Source organism: Phreatobacter sp., assembly GCF_022843985.1.
In the GTDB taxonomy this organism is placed as follows: domain Bacteria; phylum Pseudomonadota; class Alphaproteobacteria; order Rhizobiales; family Phreatobacteraceae; genus Phreatobacter.
Map to the genome: position 1 here is coordinate 76523 of NZ_JALHMP010000009.1, position 15632 is coordinate 92154.

General features: G+C 66.8%; 15 protein-coding genes. 6 read left to right on the forward strand and 9 right to left on the reverse strand.

The features are described from left to right. The first annotated feature begins 121 nt into the window (after positions 1-121). Positions 122-1045 carry an ABC transporter ATP-binding protein gene (locus Q0C57_RS08360; protein WP_296574854.1) on the forward strand — a complete coding sequence of 308 codons (924 nt, stop codon included), beginning with the start codon at positions 122-124 and terminating at the stop codon, positions 1043-1045. Next, the gene (locus tag Q0C57_RS08365; RefSeq protein ID WP_296574855.1) at positions 1042-1803 is read left to right on the forward strand and encodes an ABC transporter permease; all 762 of its coding nucleotides are present in this window, start codon (positions 1042-1044) and stop codon (positions 1801-1803) included. Before Q0C57_RS08360 ends, Q0C57_RS08365 begins: the two co-directional genes overlap by 4 nt. A gap of 10 nt (positions 1804-1813) precedes the next feature. On the opposite strand, the gene Q0C57_RS08370 is transcribed toward Q0C57_RS08365, so the two are convergent. Further along, positions 1814-2554 carry a helix-turn-helix domain-containing protein gene (locus tag Q0C57_RS08370; protein ID WP_296574856.1) on the reverse strand — a complete coding sequence of 247 codons (741 nt, stop codon included), beginning with the start codon at positions 2552-2554 and terminating at the stop codon, positions 1814-1816. 146 nt (positions 2555-2700) lie between these two features. Here Q0C57_RS08370 and Q0C57_RS08375 point away from each other — a divergent pair, with 146 nt between their 5' ends. Beyond that, positions 2701-3168, forward strand: coding sequence for a hypothetical protein (locus Q0C57_RS08375; protein WP_296574857.1), 468 nt, complete (start codon positions 2701-2703; stop codon positions 3166-3168). Here the strand turns inward: Q0C57_RS08375 and ccoS are convergent. From ccoS to ccoN, 8 genes are all read right to left on the reverse strand, one after another. Continuing rightward, positions 3111-3338 carry a cbb3-type cytochrome oxidase assembly protein CcoS gene (gene ccoS, locus Q0C57_RS08380; RefSeq protein ID WP_296574858.1) on the reverse strand — a complete coding sequence of 76 codons (228 nt, stop codon included), beginning with the start codon at positions 3336-3338 and terminating at the stop codon, positions 3111-3113. The genes Q0C57_RS08375 and ccoS overlap by 58 nt on opposite strands. Before the next feature lie 11 nt (positions 3339-3349). Continuing rightward, entirely contained in the window at positions 3350-5473 is a 2124-nt protein-coding gene (locus Q0C57_RS08385) for a heavy metal translocating P-type ATPase (RefSeq protein ID WP_296575012.1), read from the reverse strand. A 140-nt stretch (positions 5474-5613) separates the two neighbouring features. After that, positions 5614-6126: a FixH family protein gene (locus Q0C57_RS08390; RefSeq protein ID WP_296574859.1), complete on the reverse strand. Its 513-nt coding sequence runs from the start codon at positions 6124-6126 to the stop codon at positions 5614-5616. A gap of 12 nt (positions 6127-6138) precedes the next feature. Further along, complete coding sequence (gene ccoG, locus Q0C57_RS08395) at positions 6139-7629, reverse strand: cytochrome c oxidase accessory protein CcoG (protein ID WP_296574860.1); 1491 nt, start codon at positions 7627-7629, stop codon at positions 6139-6141. A 165-nt stretch (positions 7630-7794) separates the two neighbouring features. After that, complete coding sequence (ccoP, locus tag Q0C57_RS08400) at positions 7795-8670, reverse strand: cytochrome-c oxidase, cbb3-type subunit III (protein WP_296574861.1); 876 nt, start codon at positions 8668-8670, stop codon at positions 7795-7797. A 3-nt stretch (positions 8671-8673) separates the two neighbouring features. Further along, on the reverse strand, positions 8674-8826 hold the full coding sequence (locus Q0C57_RS08405) for a cbb3-type cytochrome c oxidase subunit 3 (RefSeq protein WP_296574862.1): 153 nt from the start codon (positions 8824-8826) through the stop codon (positions 8674-8676). Positions 8827-8840: 14 nt separating this feature from the next. Beyond that, on the reverse strand, positions 8841-9590 hold the full coding sequence (gene ccoO, locus Q0C57_RS08410; RefSeq protein ID WP_296574863.1) for a cytochrome-c oxidase, cbb3-type subunit II: 750 nt from the start codon (positions 9588-9590) through the stop codon (positions 8841-8843). Positions 9591-9602: 12 nt separating this feature from the next. Further along, the gene (gene ccoN / locus Q0C57_RS08415; RefSeq protein ID WP_296574864.1) at positions 9603-11252 is read right to left on the reverse strand and encodes a cytochrome-c oxidase, cbb3-type subunit I; all 1650 of its coding nucleotides are present in this window, start codon (positions 11250-11252) and stop codon (positions 9603-9605) included. Between the two features lie 233 nt (positions 11253-11485). On the opposite strand from ccoN, the gene hemN reads away from it, so the two are divergent. From hemN to Q0C57_RS08430, 3 genes are all read left to right on the forward strand, one after another. Continuing rightward, positions 11486-12886, forward strand: coding sequence for an oxygen-independent coproporphyrinogen III oxidase (gene hemN, locus Q0C57_RS08420; protein WP_366937817.1), 1401 nt, complete (start codon positions 11486-11488; stop codon positions 12884-12886). A gap of 15 nt (positions 12887-12901) precedes the next feature. Next, positions 12902-13609, forward strand: coding sequence for a sulfite exporter TauE/SafE family protein (locus tag Q0C57_RS08425; protein WP_296574865.1), 708 nt, complete (start codon positions 12902-12904; stop codon positions 13607-13609). A 64-nt stretch (positions 13610-13673) separates the two neighbouring features. Then, positions 13674-15470: a metallophosphoesterase gene (locus Q0C57_RS08430; protein WP_296575018.1), complete on the forward strand. Its 1797-nt coding sequence runs from the start codon at positions 13674-13676 to the stop codon at positions 15468-15470. The last annotated feature ends 162 nt before the right edge of the window (positions 15471-15632 follow it).

Below are 15632 nucleotides of genomic sequence, written 5' to 3' on the forward strand. Positions count from 1 at the left end.
TAGTGGAGGTCGCCCCATCAGTCGACCTTACGGACATGCCGTCGCGATGCCGGAAAACCGGTCCAGGCTGCTGCCACTCTCCCCCTCCCGCGGGGGGCTGCGAGCCTTTATGATCCCGGCCATGACTTACATCATTAAGGTTGCCAATCTCTCAAAGCGCTATGCTTCGGGCTTCCAGGCGCTCAGGCATGTCGATCTCGACATCAGGGAGGGAGAAATCTTCGCGCTGCTGGGGCCGAACGGCGCCGGCAAGACGACGCTGATCTCGACCATCTGCGGCATCGTGCGGCCATCGCAAGGAACGGTCACGGTCGGCGGTCACGATATCACCGCGGACTACCGGGCTGCCCGCGGCATGATCGGCCTCGTGCCGCAGGAACTGACCACCGATTCCTTCGAATCGGTCTGGGCCACGGTCACCTTCTCGCGCGGCCTGTTCGGCAAACCGCCCGATCCCGGGCTGATCACCCAGATCCTCAAGGACCTGTCGCTGTTCGACAAGAAGGACGCCAAGATCATGACGCTGTCCGGCGGCATGAAGCGGCGCGTGATGATCGCCAAGGCCCTCTCGCACGAGCCGCGCGTGCTGTTCCTCGACGAACCCACGGCCGGGGTCGACGTCGAACTGCGGCGCGACATGTGGCAACTCGTCGGGCGGCTGCGCGCCCGCGGCGCCACCATCATCCTGACCACCCACTATATCGAGGAGGCCGAGGAAATGGCCGACCGGGTGGGGGTCATCTCGAAGGGCGAGATCATCCTCGTGGAGGACAAGGCTGTGCTCATGGCCAAGCTCGGCAAGACGCAACTGACCATCGACCTGCAGAACCGGATCGACGCGGTGCCGGAAAGCCTGGCCCCCTTCCAGCTCCGTCTCGCCGAAGGCGGCGGTGCGCTGGTCTATACCTACGACACCCAGGCCCAGGGCACCGGCATCACCGTCCTGCTGCAGGCTCTGGCGGATGCCGGGCTGCGGCTGAAGGACCTCCATACGCGGCAAAGTTCGCTCGAGGAGATCTTCGTCAACCTGGTGAGTGACCGATGAACCTCCATGGGATGAAGGCCATCTACCGGTTCGAAATGGCGCGCACCTGGCGCACGCTCTGGCAGAGCATCGTCTCGCCCGTCATCTCGACCTCGCTCTATTTCGTCGTCTTCGGCGCGGCGATCGGCTCCCGCATGCAGGAGATCGACGGCATTGCCTACGGCGCCTTCATCGTGCCCGGACTGATCATGCTCTCGCTGCTGACCCAGAGCATTTCGAACGCCTCCTTCGGCATCTATTTCCCGCGCTTCACCGGGACGATCTACGAGGTGCTGTCGGCCCCGATCTCGACCTTCGAGATCGTCACCGGCTATGTCGGCGCGGCCGCGACGAAATCGGTCATCCTCGGCCTGATCATCCTGGCGACGGCGGCGCTGTTCGTGCCGCTGCGGATCGAGCACCCGCTGTGGATGCTCGCCTTCCTGGTGCTGACGGCGGTGACCTTCAGCCTGTTCGGCTTCATCATCGGCATCTGGGCGGAGGGCTTCGAGCAACTCCAGTTCGTGCCGATGCTGGTGGTCACGCCCCTGACATTCCTCGGCGGCAGCTTCTATTCGATCGACATGCTGCCGCCGCTTTGGCGGACGATCAGCCTGTTCAACCCGGTCGTCTATCTGGTGAGCGGCTTCCGCTGGAGCTTTTTCGGGACGGCCGACGTTCATATCGGCGTCAGCGTCGCGATGACGCTGGTCTTTCTCGCGCTCTGCCTCGCCGGGATCGCCTGGATATTCAGGACGGGTTATCGGCTGAAGGCCTGACCTGTGCGGGTCAGGCCCTCGCGATGGCGGCGAGCCGTCTTTCGTCGAGGACGCGGACGGCCTCAGGCACGATGAGGATGATGCCGTCGCGGGCGAGCTTGGTCAGAGTCCGGCTCACCGTCTCGATGGTCAGGCCGAGATAGTCGGCCATGTCGATCCTCTGCATGGGGAGCTGGATCGTCACCGACGGGCCCTTGATGCGGGCCCAGCGCTCGCGCATGGCGATCAGGAAGGCGGCGACGCGCTCCTCGGCCGAGCGGCGGCCGATCAGCGTCATCTGCTCCTGGGCGATCACCAGTTCATGGGTGGCGAATTCGTGCAGGCGGCGCAGGAAATGCGGTTTGGCGGTGACGAGATTGTCAAAGTCACGCCGTTCGAAGCGGCAGAGTGCCACATGGTCAACGGCATCGGCGGAAAAGCCGTAGCGGTTGTGCAGGGCGAGGCCGAGAAAATCGCCCGGCATGGCGAAGCCGATGATCTGGCGTCGTCCGTCGGAGAGCAGCTTGTAGAGCCGAACCACGCCTTCGGTGACCGAGAAGACCGATTCGGCCGTCTCACCCTGGTGGATGAAGGTGGTCTTGGCTTCGGCACGGGTGTGATGGACGATTCTGTCCAATTCCGGCAGTTCCTCAGACCCGAGCGCCGCGCAGACGGCGAGCGACCGGACCTTGCAGGTATCACAGTAACTTTCGCCGGGCTGGCGGCCGCAGGCATGCACCCGCGGGTGAGCAATTTCAATGAGTTCGGTCATGGCAGTGACCCTGGGTGGGGGAACAAGGCACTCGTGGGATATACATATTCAAAAATTGATACACACGATTTGATCCAGAGCAAGGACGGATCGCGGCCATCCTCTCATGGTACTGGCATCCATGCATTTTGGGAGCCCGCGCCTCGATGTTCAAAGGCCGCATCATCGAAGCGAGCGAAGCCATGACGGTTTTCGGTCTGGTACGCTTGTGCTACCCCGACATTCGGATCGACGCTTGGCGTCACCACCTTGCCGGACTGGGAACGGGCAAGCGCCGCCGGTCAGGCTGCGTCGTCGTCAACGACCGGCGCGGCTATGTCCATGCGGCCTGCCTCTATCGTATCGCGCCCGATCCCCGCGCAGGACGGCGGCTCGAACTGTCCTACCTGTCGAAAGCCGAGCTTCCGGCGAGCACCGCGCCAGACACACTTTTCGACTTTGTCCATGATCTCGCGCGCGGCGAGGGCTGTTCCACGATCCTGATTGAAGACACGAGCGGCCGGGTAGCGCCGGAGAGGCTGGCGACCTGGGTGGACATCGACCGGGCCCTGGCGGCTCACGACTTCCGGCCGGGCTCCGTCGGCTTCGTCAAGATGGTGGCCGCCGCATCCTGATCCTCCGGAAGGCGGGCCGATTCCGGTATTTTGTCTTCGTCCATGATGGCGCGCCAGGCGGCGCCGTCGAGGTCGTCGTACTGGCCGGTTCGCAGGGACCAGAGGAAGGCGGCCAGCCCAAGGCCACCGAGTCCCAGCGCCAGGGGAACGAGATAGACCAGAACGTCCATGGCTCAGATCCTCACAAACGGCCGCGCCGCGCCCGGAGGGCATTGGCGGTGACGATCACCGACGAGCCGGACATGGCAAGGGCGGCGATCAGGGGCGTGACCAGGCCGGCAATGGCGATGGGCACGGCGATGGCGTTGTAGACGACGGCGATCCAGAGGTTCTCCTTCATCAGCCTGAGGGCTGTCCGCGACACGGCGAGGGCATGGGCGACGGGGGCGAGCCGGTCGCCGAGGAAAACCGCATCGGCGGCCGCCTGGGTCAGGTGGACGGCGGTGATGGGCGACATGGAGACATGGGCCCGGGCGAGGGCGGGCGCATCGTTGAGGCCGTCACCGACCATCAGGACATGGCAGCCTGCGGCTTTCAGGGCATCGAGGCGGGCGATCTTGTCGGCGGGCTTCATGCCGCCGTTGGCAGCGGCGATGCCGAGTGTGCGAGCCACCGTCGCGACCGCCTCCGGCCGATCGCCGGAGAGGATTTCCAAGGCGAAGCCAGCGGATCGCAGGGCGCTGACCACGGCCGTTGCGTCCGGCCGCAGGACCTGGCGCACGGCGAAGACGTGGCGCAGGTCCCCGTGCCGGAAGGCAATGAGGGACGCGTCGGGATGCCGGTCGGCGACCGCGGCGCCTTCCGCGGCCGCATCGCAGAAGGCGAGGCTGCCGAGCCGGATCTCGATGCCGTCGACCAGGGTGCGGACGCCCTGGCCGACTTCCTCCGTCGCCGCATCGAGAGGTTTCGCGCCAGGCACGGCCGCCGCCACGGCGCGGGCAAGCGGATGGTGCGAGGAGAGGGCCAACCGGCCGGCGAGAGCGAAGGCTTCGTCTGACAGACCGGCGGGCCGGTCGAGGGCGGGTTCGGGCAGGGTGAGCGTGCCGGTCTTGTCGAAGACGACAGTATCGACCGCGGCGAGCCGTTCCAGCGCGTCGCCCGACTGGAGCAGAACATGAGCCTTGAACAGGGCGCCGGAGGCGACGACCTGAACGGCGGGAATGGCGAGGCCAAGGGCGCAGGGGCAGGTGATGATCAGCACGGTGATGGCGATGATCAGGGACGGCTGCCAGGCGAGGCCGGCGATGATCCAACCGGCCAGGGTCGCAATGGCAGTCAGGTGCACGACCGGCGAGTAGAGGGCGGCGGCGCGGTCGGCGAGGCGCCGGTAGGACGAGCGCGCCTCCAGCGCGGTTTCCAGCAGGCGGCCGACCTCGTCGAGCAGCGTGCCACGAGCCGCAGCCCTGACCTCGACTGTCAGCATCCCGCTGGTGTTCAGCGTCCCGGCGTAGATCGCGTCTCCCGGGCCGACCTCCTGAGGCAGGGTCTCGCCGGTCACGAGACTCTGGTCGAGGGCCGAGCGCCCGGCGACGATGAGGCCATCGACGGCGACGCGCTCGCCGGGGCGCACCATGACCCTCTCGCCGGTCTGGATGGCGGCGATGGGCACCTGGCGCAGGGCGCCGTCCGGCATGATCTTGACCGCCGTCTCGGCCTTCAGGGCGGCGATGTTGGCGGCAACGCTGCGCGTCTTGCGGCGCATCAGCTGCTCGAAATAGCGGCCGATGAGCAGGAAGAAGAGCAGCATCACGGCGCTGTCGAAATAGGCGTGGGTGGCGTGGTTGGCGGTCTCCACCAGCGACATCCCGACCGCCAGCAGGACTCCGAGCGAGATCGGCACGTCCATGTTGAGCTGGCGGGCGGCGAGCGCCATGCGCGCCGAGCGGAAGAACGGCCGGCCGGCATAGGCGACGGCGGGCACGGCGATCAGCGCCGACAGCCAGTGGAAGAAGTCACGCTGCTCCTGGGTGATGTCGGTGACGTTGCCCGACCAGACCGACACGGACAGCAACATGATGTTCATCATGGCGAAGCCGGCGACGCCGAGGCATTGCAGCAGGAAGCGGGCCTCGCGGGCCTCCTCGCCCTCGACCGCCTTTGGGTCGAAGGGGAAGGCGCGGAAGCCCATGGCCGTGAGGCGCTCGACGATGCGCTGCGGCGTGGTGGCGTCCTCGCGCCACTCCACGGTCAGACGGCGATGGGTGAGGTTGACGCGGGCGGCATCGACGCCCGGCTCGCGGGCGAGACCCTGCTCGATGACCGGCATGCAGGCGGCGCAGGTGATGCCATCGACGGCGAAGTCCATGCGCGCGCGGCCCTCGCCGAGCGGTTCGACATAGAGCGAGAGGTCGGTCCCTCCCGCGGTGAGTGGCGGCAGCGGCAGGGGCCGCTCCGCCGGCGCCGTGTCAGGCCGGCCGGCCGCGAGAGAGGTGCTCATGGTGTCGCTCACGGCAGCATTACGCGGTTGCGCGATCGGTAGAGAAGGGTGCCGTCGCGCTCGACCTCGATGACGAGGTCCTGTGCCCCGGCAATGGCGCCCTCGGTCGTGCCGATATAGAGGCCCGGTCCGCTGCGCGTGACATCAAAGCTGCGGTCGTTGGAACGGTGCGCCGGGTGCATCAGCCGGGCCTTGACGGTAATGCGCTCGACGGGGGCGCCATTCGGCTCGCGCACCGAAACCGTCATGGCCGCGACGCCTGCGGGGTCGCGGTCGACCCGCGCCTCGACCGCCCAGGCCCGGGCGGTCCGCTCGCGGGCGGCCGTCAGATCCTGATTGAACCGCTGGCTCGCACGGTAGGAGCTGTCGGTGGTGGTTCCCGGCATGGTGTCCAGAGCCAGGGTCATCATCAGCGCATTGACGCTGAAGATGACACCGAAGAAGGCGACGAAGCCGAAAAACACCATGCGGCCGGTGAGGCGGCGCTCGCGGGGCAGAGCTGGGGAGGGAGAACTGGACATCGGGGCCTCAGGTCAGCGGGAAATGAAATGGTCCACGGCGCTCGCCTTCTCGCCGGTCCCGAGTTCGGTGATGCGGAAGGTGACGCGAGTCGATTGCGGCAGGTCGGCGGGCTTGGCGGCGGTGACGTGGACGATGAGTTCGCGGGTCGAGTCGGGGCCGACATCGATGACCGGCCAGTCGCCGGACGTCGTCGTGATGCCGACGGCGCTGAGACGTGCGAGCGGGAGATTGTCGACGGCAAGGACGAAGATGCGGTGCAGCGGTCGCTTGTTGAGGATGCGTACCGTGTAGCTGTTGCGGACCGAGCCGTCCGAGAGCTGCACGAAGAGCGGGTTGCGATCGTGCAGCACCGACATTTCGGTGAAGGAGCGCGTCACCAGCCCGTAGAGCATGACGAGGCCGACGGCCGCGATCATCGCGGCATAGAGAACGGTACGGGTGCGGATGATCGGATAGACCTCCTCCAGCCCCTGCCGGCGACGGTCGATATTGACGTCATTGTCATAGGCGATGAGGCCGAGCGGCCGGTTCACCTTGGCCATGACGGTATTGCAGGCGTCGATGCACAGGCCGCACTGGATGCAGCCGAGCTGCGCGCCATCGCGGATATCGACACCGGTCGGGCAGACGACCACACATTGGTGGCAGTCGATGCAGTCGCCGGCGGGCTGTTCGGCCTCGCGCGCCCGGGCGGCGGTCTTCATCGACATGCGCGGCTCGCCGCGGTCGTAGCGATAGGTCACGTTGAGGGCGTACTGGTCGGTCAGCGCCGCCTGAATCCGTGGCCAGGGGCACATGTAGAGGCAGACCTGCTCCTTCATGAGCCCGGCCAGGGCATAGGTCGTGAAGGTCAGGATGCCGATCCAGATATAGGCCACCATGGGGGCCTGGAAGGTGGCGAGATCCTTCACGAGGGTGGGGGCATCGGCGAAATAGAGCACCCAGGCGCCGCCGGTCCACCAGGCGATCATCAGCCAGAGGAAATGCTTGAGCACCTTGCGGCCGGCCTTGGCCACCGACATGGGCTTGGAGTCGGCGATCATGCGCTCGCGACGGTCGCCCTCGACCCAGCGCTCGACGACGGTGAAAAGGTCTGTCCAGACAGTCTGCGGGCAGAGATAGCCGCACCAGACGCGGCCGGCGACGGCGTTCATGAGGAAAAGAACGAGCGAAGCCATCACCAGCAGGCCGGTGAAATAGTAGATTTCCTGCGGCCAGATCTCGATGAAGAAGAAGTAGAAGCGGTTGTTGGCGATATCGACCAGGACCGCCTGGTCCGGCTGGTTCGGACCGCGATACCAGCGCAGGAACGGCAGGAAGTAATAGACGCCGAGGCAGGCGAAGAGGACGACCCACTTGACGGTCCTCAGGCGCCCCTTGACGCTCTGCTGGTAAATCTCGCGCCGGCTCTCGTAGAGCGGTTCGTCATCCGCGCTCGGGATGATCGGGTCGCTCTCTGCGGCGGTGGATTTGCGGGCAGCTTGGGCAAGAAGGTCCGACATGGGGGCGTCCGGGGGCAAGGTCGTGCCACCCGAGGCAGCACATCATCACCATCGGCCAATTGCGGACCGCCAGCCTTGACCTGTCTCAACGGCGATCCCGAAAAGATGAAGGTGCGCGCCGCTGCCACGGCGCGCACCCCCATTCCGCGCTCGGTTGAGACGGGCTTACTGCCCGCCACCCAGCGCGTGGACATAGACGGCGAGAGCCTTCACCGTCGTTTCGTCAAGGCGACCGGCCCAGCCGGGCATGACCGCGCCGCGGCCCTGGGTGATCGTCTCGATGATGGTCTTCTCGTCGGAACCGTAGACCCAGTTGTGGCCCGTCAGGTTGGGGGCGCCGAGGTCGCGGTTGCCGCGGCCATCTTCGCCGTGGCAGGCGGCACAGTTGGCGATGAAGAGCTCCTTGCCCTTGGCGAGGTCGGCGCCTGGACGGGTGGACTGACCCGACAGAGAGCGCACGTAGTTGGCGACGGTGACGATCTCGTCGGTCTTCAGCACCCCGTTGGGACCGCCGAGGGCCGGCATCACACCCTGGCGGGAGCGATCATCGGCAGTACGGACGCCGTAGGCGATCGTCTGGTGGATATCCTGGATGCCGCCGCCCCAGAGCCAGCTGTCGTCGCGCAGGTTGGGGAAGCCGCGCGATCCGGTGGCCGACAGGCCGTGGCAGGGCGCGCAGTTGTCGCCGAAGGCGGCCTTGCCCTGGGCAAGGGCGAAGGTGAGCAGCGTCGGGTTCCTGGCGATCTCCTCCAGCGGCGTGCTGGCGAGCGCGGTGGAACGCTCCGCCCGCAGGGCCCGCAGGGCATCGAGGTCGCGCACCACTTCCTGGCGCGACGAATAGCCGAAAGCGCCCTTGGTGTAGTTCGTGACCAGCGGCCAGGCGGGATAGACCACCCAGTAGCCAATCGACCAGACAATGGTCGCGTAGAAGATGTAGAGCCACCATTTCGGCAGGGGCGAATTCAGCTCCTTGATGCCGTCCCATTCATGGCCCGTCGTGGTGCGGCCGGTTGCCGGGTCGATTTCGGGTTGAACGGCCATGATTCACTCCTCCCTCAGCGGGACTTGGGCGGCCTCATCGAAGCGCGTCTTGTTGCGGGGCCAGAAGGCGTAGACGGCGATCGCGAGGAACATGCCGACGAAGTAGAGAAGTCCCGCGGTCTGGGCGAAGCTGGCGAGGGTCGTATAGGTGCTCATGATCCTCTCCAGGCTCAGCGCATGTTCGCGCGGGCGTCATAGGTGCGGAAATCCACCATGGTGCCGAGGACCTGCAGATAGGCGACGAGGGCGTCCATCTCGGTGACGGTGCCGTTGATGGTCGCCGCGGGATTGCCGCCGAAGGCACGCACGGTGGCGCCGGGATAGCGAACCTGCAGGGCCTGGACGTGGGGACTGTCCGGATTGACCTGGGCACGCAGGTCGGTGAGCGCGTTCGCGATCTGCTCGTCGGTATAGGGCACGCCGCCGAGGCGGTTGCTCCTCAGGTGGCCTTCGACCTGTTCCGGCCGGATCTCAGCCCGGGCGAGGAAGGCGTAGCCCGGCATGATCGACTGCGGCACGATGGAGCGGGGATTGGCGAGGTGAGCGACATGCCACTCGTCCGAATATTTGCCGCCGACGCGGGCGAGGTCAGGCCCGGTGCGCTTCGAGCCCCACTGGAAGGGCTTGTCGTACATGCTCTCCGCGGCCAGCGAGTAGTGGCCGTAGCGCTCCACCTCGTCGCGCAGCGGACGCACCATCTGGCTGTGGCAATTGTAGCAGCCCTCGCGGACATAGATGGCCCGGCCCGCCAGTTCCAGCGGGGTGTAGGGCCGGACGCCCTCGACCTTCTCGATGGTGCTCCTCAGGTAGAAGAGCGGAGCGATCTCGACGAGGCCGCCGATGGAGACCACGACCAGGATGCCGACGGTCAGGACGATCGAGTTCTTCTCGAAGATGGCGTGCTTGTTCCAGAGCGACATGATCAGTCCTCCTCACTGGGCCGGAACGAGGGCGGGGGCGGATTCGGGCTCTGCAGCCTCGCCCTGTCGCACCGTCATGATCAGGTTGTAGGCCATGATCAGCGAGCCGATGACGAACAGGGCGCCACCGAGAGCACGGATCACGTAGTAGGGGTGCATCGCGTCGACGGTCTCGATGAAGGAATATTCAAGGAAGCCGAGCGAGGTGTAGGCGCGCCACATCAGGCCCTGCATGATGCCGGCGACCCACATGGCGGAGATGTAGAAGACGATGCCGAGCGTCGAGACCCAGAAGTGCCACTCGACGAGGCGGTTCGAATAGAGCTGCTTGCGGTTCCACAGCCAGGGGACGAGGCAGTAGACGGCGCCGAAGGAGATGTAGGCGACCCAGCCGAGCGCGCCGGAATGGACGTGGCCAATGGTCCAGTCGGTGTAGTGCGACAGGGAGTTCACCGCCTTGATGGACATGAGCGGACCCTCGAAGGTCGACATGCCGTAGAAGGCGAGCGAGACCACCATCATGCGCAGAACGGGGTCGGTGCGCAGCTTGTCCCAGGCGCCCGAGAGCGTCATCAGGCCGTTGATCATGCCGCCCCAGGAAGGCATCCAGAGCATGATCGAGAACGTCATGCCCAGCGTCTGCGCCCAGTCGGGCAGGGCCGTATAGTGCAGGTGGTGCGGTCCGGCCCAGATGTAGAGGAAGATCAGTGCCCAGAAATGGACGATGGACAGCCGGTAGGAATAGATCGGCCGCTCGGCCCGCTTCGGCACGAAATAATACATGATGGCGAGGAAGCCGGCGGTCAGGAAGAAGCCGACCGCGTTATGGCCGTACCACCACTGGAACATGGCGTCCTGGACGCCGGACCAGACGATGTAGCTCTTCGGCGAATAGATGGAGACCGGGATCGCCGCGTTATTGCCGAGATGGAGGACGGCGATGGTGACGATGAAGGCGAGATAGAACCAGTTCGCCACGAAGATGTGCGGTTCCTTGCGCTTCCACAGGGTGGCGAGGAAGACCAGGAGATAGGTGACCCAGACGACCGTCAGAAAGAGGTCGGCGTACCATTCCGGCTCGGCGTATTCCTTGCCCTGGGTGATGCCGAGCAGATAGCCGGTGCCGGCGATGACAATGAAGAAATTGTAACCGAGGATGACGAACCAGGGGGCGATCTCGCCGGCCAGACGGGCCCGACAGGTCTTCTGCACCACGTAGAACGATGTCGCCAGCAGCACGTTGCCGCCGAAGGCGAAGATGACCGCCGAAGTGTGGAGGGGGCGCAGGCGGCCGAAATTGGTCCAGGGCAGATCGAAGTTGAGAACCGGATAGGCGAGCTGCAGCGCGATGATCAGGCCGACCGTGAAGCCGGCAATACCCCAGAACACCGCCGCCACGGTCGCGAACTGGACCGGCGCCATGTTGTAGTTCGGCTTGCCGTTGATCTCCTGCGGGATCATCGCCGGACGGGCCATGTAGCGGTTGCCGAGGGCGAAGATCGCCGCCACCGAGGCAGCCGCGAAGAGGTAGACGTGGAAGGAGTAGGCCGGGTCGACCGAACCTGATGCGATAAAGAGGCACAGCATGGCGGTGGCCGCGAAGGCGACCATGCTGGCGACCTCCGGTACTGACAATGTCTTCTGGGCTTGACCCTGGCTCATCTCGTGCCCCTCGTCCTGCTGGCAGCGGACGGTCCGCCGGAACAGGCGACCCCGTATTGCAGAGCACCATTGGCAGGCGCAGCGGGGGCGACATTGATGTGCATCAAGACGGCACGGCGGGGCGCGGGGGCCGTCCGCGGTCGTTGATGTCGATCAACGCGCGCGCAGACGGAACGGTGAAAATTCGGACCGTCGGCGGATATGGTGCCGCCCTTGTCCGGAGGTCCGCCCCCATGACGTCCTTGACGCAGACGGCAGCCGCATCCGCCCCGCGCGACGCGGTCTTTCCGGCCTCGATGGGCAATATCGCGCTCGCCGAGAGGAGCGTGCCCCGCTACACCTCCTATCCGACCGCGCCGCATTTCACGCCGGCCGTGACGGCGGCGACCTATCGCCGGTGGCTTGGCGAACTGTCGCCCTGCACCAGCCTCTCGCTCTATCTCCACGTGCCCTTCTGCGCCGCGATGTGCGCCTATTGCGGCTGCCACACCAAGGTGACGCGCCGGGCGGAGCCCGTCGCCACCTATCGCGACCATCTCGTCGCCGAGATCGACCTCGTCGCCGGGCTGACGCCAGCCCGCCAGGTGCGCCACCTGCATTGGGGAGGCGGCACGCCCTCCATGCTGGGCGAAGCCGGCCTCACCGCCGTTGCCGAGCGGCTGGCGCGTCGCTTCAGGATCGGCGCCGATGCCGAACACGCCATCGAACTCGACCCCCGCCAACTCGACCGCACCCTCGCCGCGGCGCTGAAGCGCGTCGGCGTGACGCGCGCCAGCCTCGGCGTGCAGGACCTCAATGCCCATGTCCAGGAGGCGATCGGCCGGGTCCAGCCCCATGCCGTCGTGGCGGCGGCGGTCGAGACGCTGCACGCGGCGGGAATCGCCGCGCTGAGCTTCGACCTGATGTACGGCCTGCCGCACCAGAGCCTGCCGGACCTGATGCGGACCATCGAACTCGCGGCGGCGATGCAGCCGAGCCGCATCTCGCTGTTCGGCTATGCCCATGTGCCCTGGTTCAAGACGCACCAGCGCCTGATCGACGAGCAGGCGCTTCCCGACGCGGTGGAGCGTTTCCGCCAGCAGACGGCGGCGCGCGAAGCGCTCCAGGCGCTTGGCTATGAGGCGATCGGCCTCGACCATTTCGCCCGGCCCGACGACACCATGGCGGTGGCCGCGCGCGACCAGAAACTGAAGCGCAACTTCCAGGGCTACACGACCGACGACGCGCAGGCGCTGATCGGTTTCGGCGCCTCGGCCATCGGCCGGCTGCCCCAGGGTTTCGTGCAGAACGCCCCGGATATCGGCGCCTATCACCGCGCCGTCGACGCCGGCACGCCGGCCACGGTGCGCGGCCTCGCCCTGTCGCTGGAGGACCGCGTGCGGGCCGACGTGATCGAGCGGCTGATGTGCGACTTCTCCGCCGATCTCGAGGCGGTCGCCAGCCGTCACGGCGTCTCGCGCGACTTCTTCGACCGCGATCTCGAGGAGTTGCTGCCGCTGGAGAACGAAGGCCTCGTCTCGCGGTCGGCGCGCACCGTCGTCGTCAGCGATGCCGGCCGACCGCTGGTGCGGGTCGTCGCCTCGCTGTTCGACGCCCACCTCGCCAAGGCTGGCCGCCATTCCAGCGCGGTCTGATCCATCGGTCCCCCCATGACCCCCTCGTCCCTGACCCTCTTCGCCGGCATCCTGATGGGATTGGCCTCCAGCCTGCATTGCGCGGGCATGTGCGGCAGCATCGGCTCGGCCCTGATGCTGACCGTGCACCCGGACGGCGATGCGCGGCAGCGGGCGCGCATGCTGCTTGTCACGCAGCTCGGCCGCGTCCTCGCCTATGCGGTCGCCGGCGGCATTCTCGGCACCTTCGGGTCGGGGATCGCCGGTGCCTTCGACCAGACGGCGGCCTACCGCGTCCTGCAATGGGCAAGCGCGGTGACCCTGGGCTGGATCGGCCTGTCCACCGCCGGCCTCATTCCCTCGCTCGTCGCCTTCGACCGCCTGGCGGCCCCGGTGGGTACCGCGATGATGACCATGACCTCCCGCCATCCCGGTTTCGGCGTCGGCGGGCCAGTGGCGCTGGGAATCGTCTGGGGATTCATGCCCTGTGCCATGGTCTATGGCGCCCTTTTCACCGCCATGTTGGCCGGGACCGGGGCCGGCGGCGCGGCGCTGATGCTCGGCTTCGGCCTCGGCACCGTGCCGGCGGTGATGGCCAGCGCCATGGGGGTCGCGACATTGAAGAGCCTCGGCCGCCATCCGGCGGCTTCGATGGCGGTCGGCCTCGCGATCACCGCCTTCGCCGTTGCCTCGGTGCTGATCGGACCGGAGGGCGGAATCCTATGCCTGCCGGCCCTCCGTTAGTCTGGCAGCCCTGCTTCATTTCGCCTGTTTGCGCCGCAGCCGGGGATAGTCGACAGTGCCGGCCATGGAGCCGCTTGTCGATCCCCGCCGCGGTGATGCCGAAGACGACGCGTCGAGCCCGGCGACCCGTTCCTTCATCAAGCTTGCAGGCTCGCTCTTCGCCGAGATCAGCCTGCCCAAGCTCGTTTTCGCGTGGACGAGCCTCATCCTGGTGCCGGGCCTGCTCCTCGGTGCAGCGCCGCTGGTCGTTACCGGCTGGGTCGATACGCTGTCGGGCCGGATCACCGCCCTGGCCGGGTTCAGTTCCGTGCTCCTGCTGCTGCTGGTGGCCGTCGTCGGCTGGTTTGGCTGGCGTCCGCTGTTCCGCTCGGCGGAGCGCAGTTTCTGGTCGCTCAACGCGCTGGCCATCCAGCCGGGCTATGCCACGAGCCGTGAGGCGCTGCGCCATGTCGTCGAGCGCTTCTCGCCGCGGGCGACGCTGCCCGAAGGCCGCGCGCGGCTGAGGTCGCTGTCCGCCATCGGCGCGGCCGCCCTGCTCGCGGTTACCGCCATCGGCGTCATCCTGCTCGTCTGGCCCTCAACCCGCTGGACGGCAGATTTCATCGATTTCGCCCGGCCCAACCGGCTCGTCCGGCCGGCCCTCGCCAATGCGATCGTCCTGGTGGCGGTCTACATGGCGATCGCCTCGATCAGCTGGGGCTATGCCGATTCGACCATGGCGCCGCCCGCCGATCTTGAGGCCTTCGACCTGCCGGCGATGGGCGGGCGGTCATGGCGGGTCGTCCATCTTTCCGATCTGCACATCGTCGGAGAACGCTACGGTTTCCGCATCGAATGCGGGCGCAGGGGGCCGCGCGGCAATGGCCGTCTGGTGCGGATCCTGGACAGGCTGGCGGCGCTCCACGCCGCCGAACCGCTGGACCTGATCATGGTGACCGGCGACACGACGGATGCCGGCCGTTCGGCGGAATGGGCGGAGTTCCTCGACCATGTCTCGCGCCACCCGGAACTTGCGGCGCGGATGCTGCTGCTCCCGGGGAACCACGATCTCAATATCGTCGACCGGGCCAATCCCGCCCGGCTCGACGTCCCGTTCAGCCCGTCCAAGCAGTTGCGGCGGCTGCGCACCCTCTCCGCGATGGTGACGATCCAGGGCGACAGGGTGCGGCTCCTCAACCGGGATCGCGGCGTGCTCGGCCAGACGCTCGCGGCGGCGGCCGGGCGCAAGCAGGAGCTCATCCAGGCGCTTGCCGAGACGGCCTCGCTGGGATCAGCCGTGCATTTCGCCACCTTCTGGGACAATCTCTTTCCGCTGGTCCTGCCGCCGGCGACCGATGACGGTCTCGGCGTCATCCTGCTCAATTCCAATGCCGAGACGCATTTTTCCTTCACCAATGCTCTGGGGCTCGTGTCGCACGAGCAGGAGGCCGCCCTGGCGGCGGCGATCCGGCAATATCCGCGGGCGTCGTGGATCGTCGCCCTGCACCATCATCTGATCGAGTATCCCCGGCCCGCCCGCGCCTTCTTCGAACGGGTGGGGACGGCGCTGGTCAACGGCAGCTGGTTCGTCCGCCAGCTCGATCCGCTCGGGGAGCGGCTGGTCGTCATGCACGGCCATCGCCATGTCGACTGGATCGGCCAGTGCGGTCAGGTGCGCATCATTTCGGCACCGTCGCCGGTCATGATTGCCGACGAGTCGGCGCCGAGCGTCCTCTACCTCCACCGGCTCTCCTCCGGCGCGGGCGCAGGTCCCCGCCTGCGGCTCGCCGAGCCCGAACGGATCATCGTCCCACCGGAGGCGCCGTCCCTGGCCTCGGACTGGCGTGACGCGGCCGGAACCAGACGGGCGGGACGGCGCTAGAGCGCCAAGGCCCACGCCGGTCGCAATGGCTGTGGAGCACCTTCGCCGGCTGAGGCCTAACCCTTTCGTGATGGCGCCGATGGGTCTAGTGATTGACCCGGGCATCGCGGTCCTGTTCAGTAAAATGCAGTTTTTCCAAGCGTTTCCGAGATCATGACACGG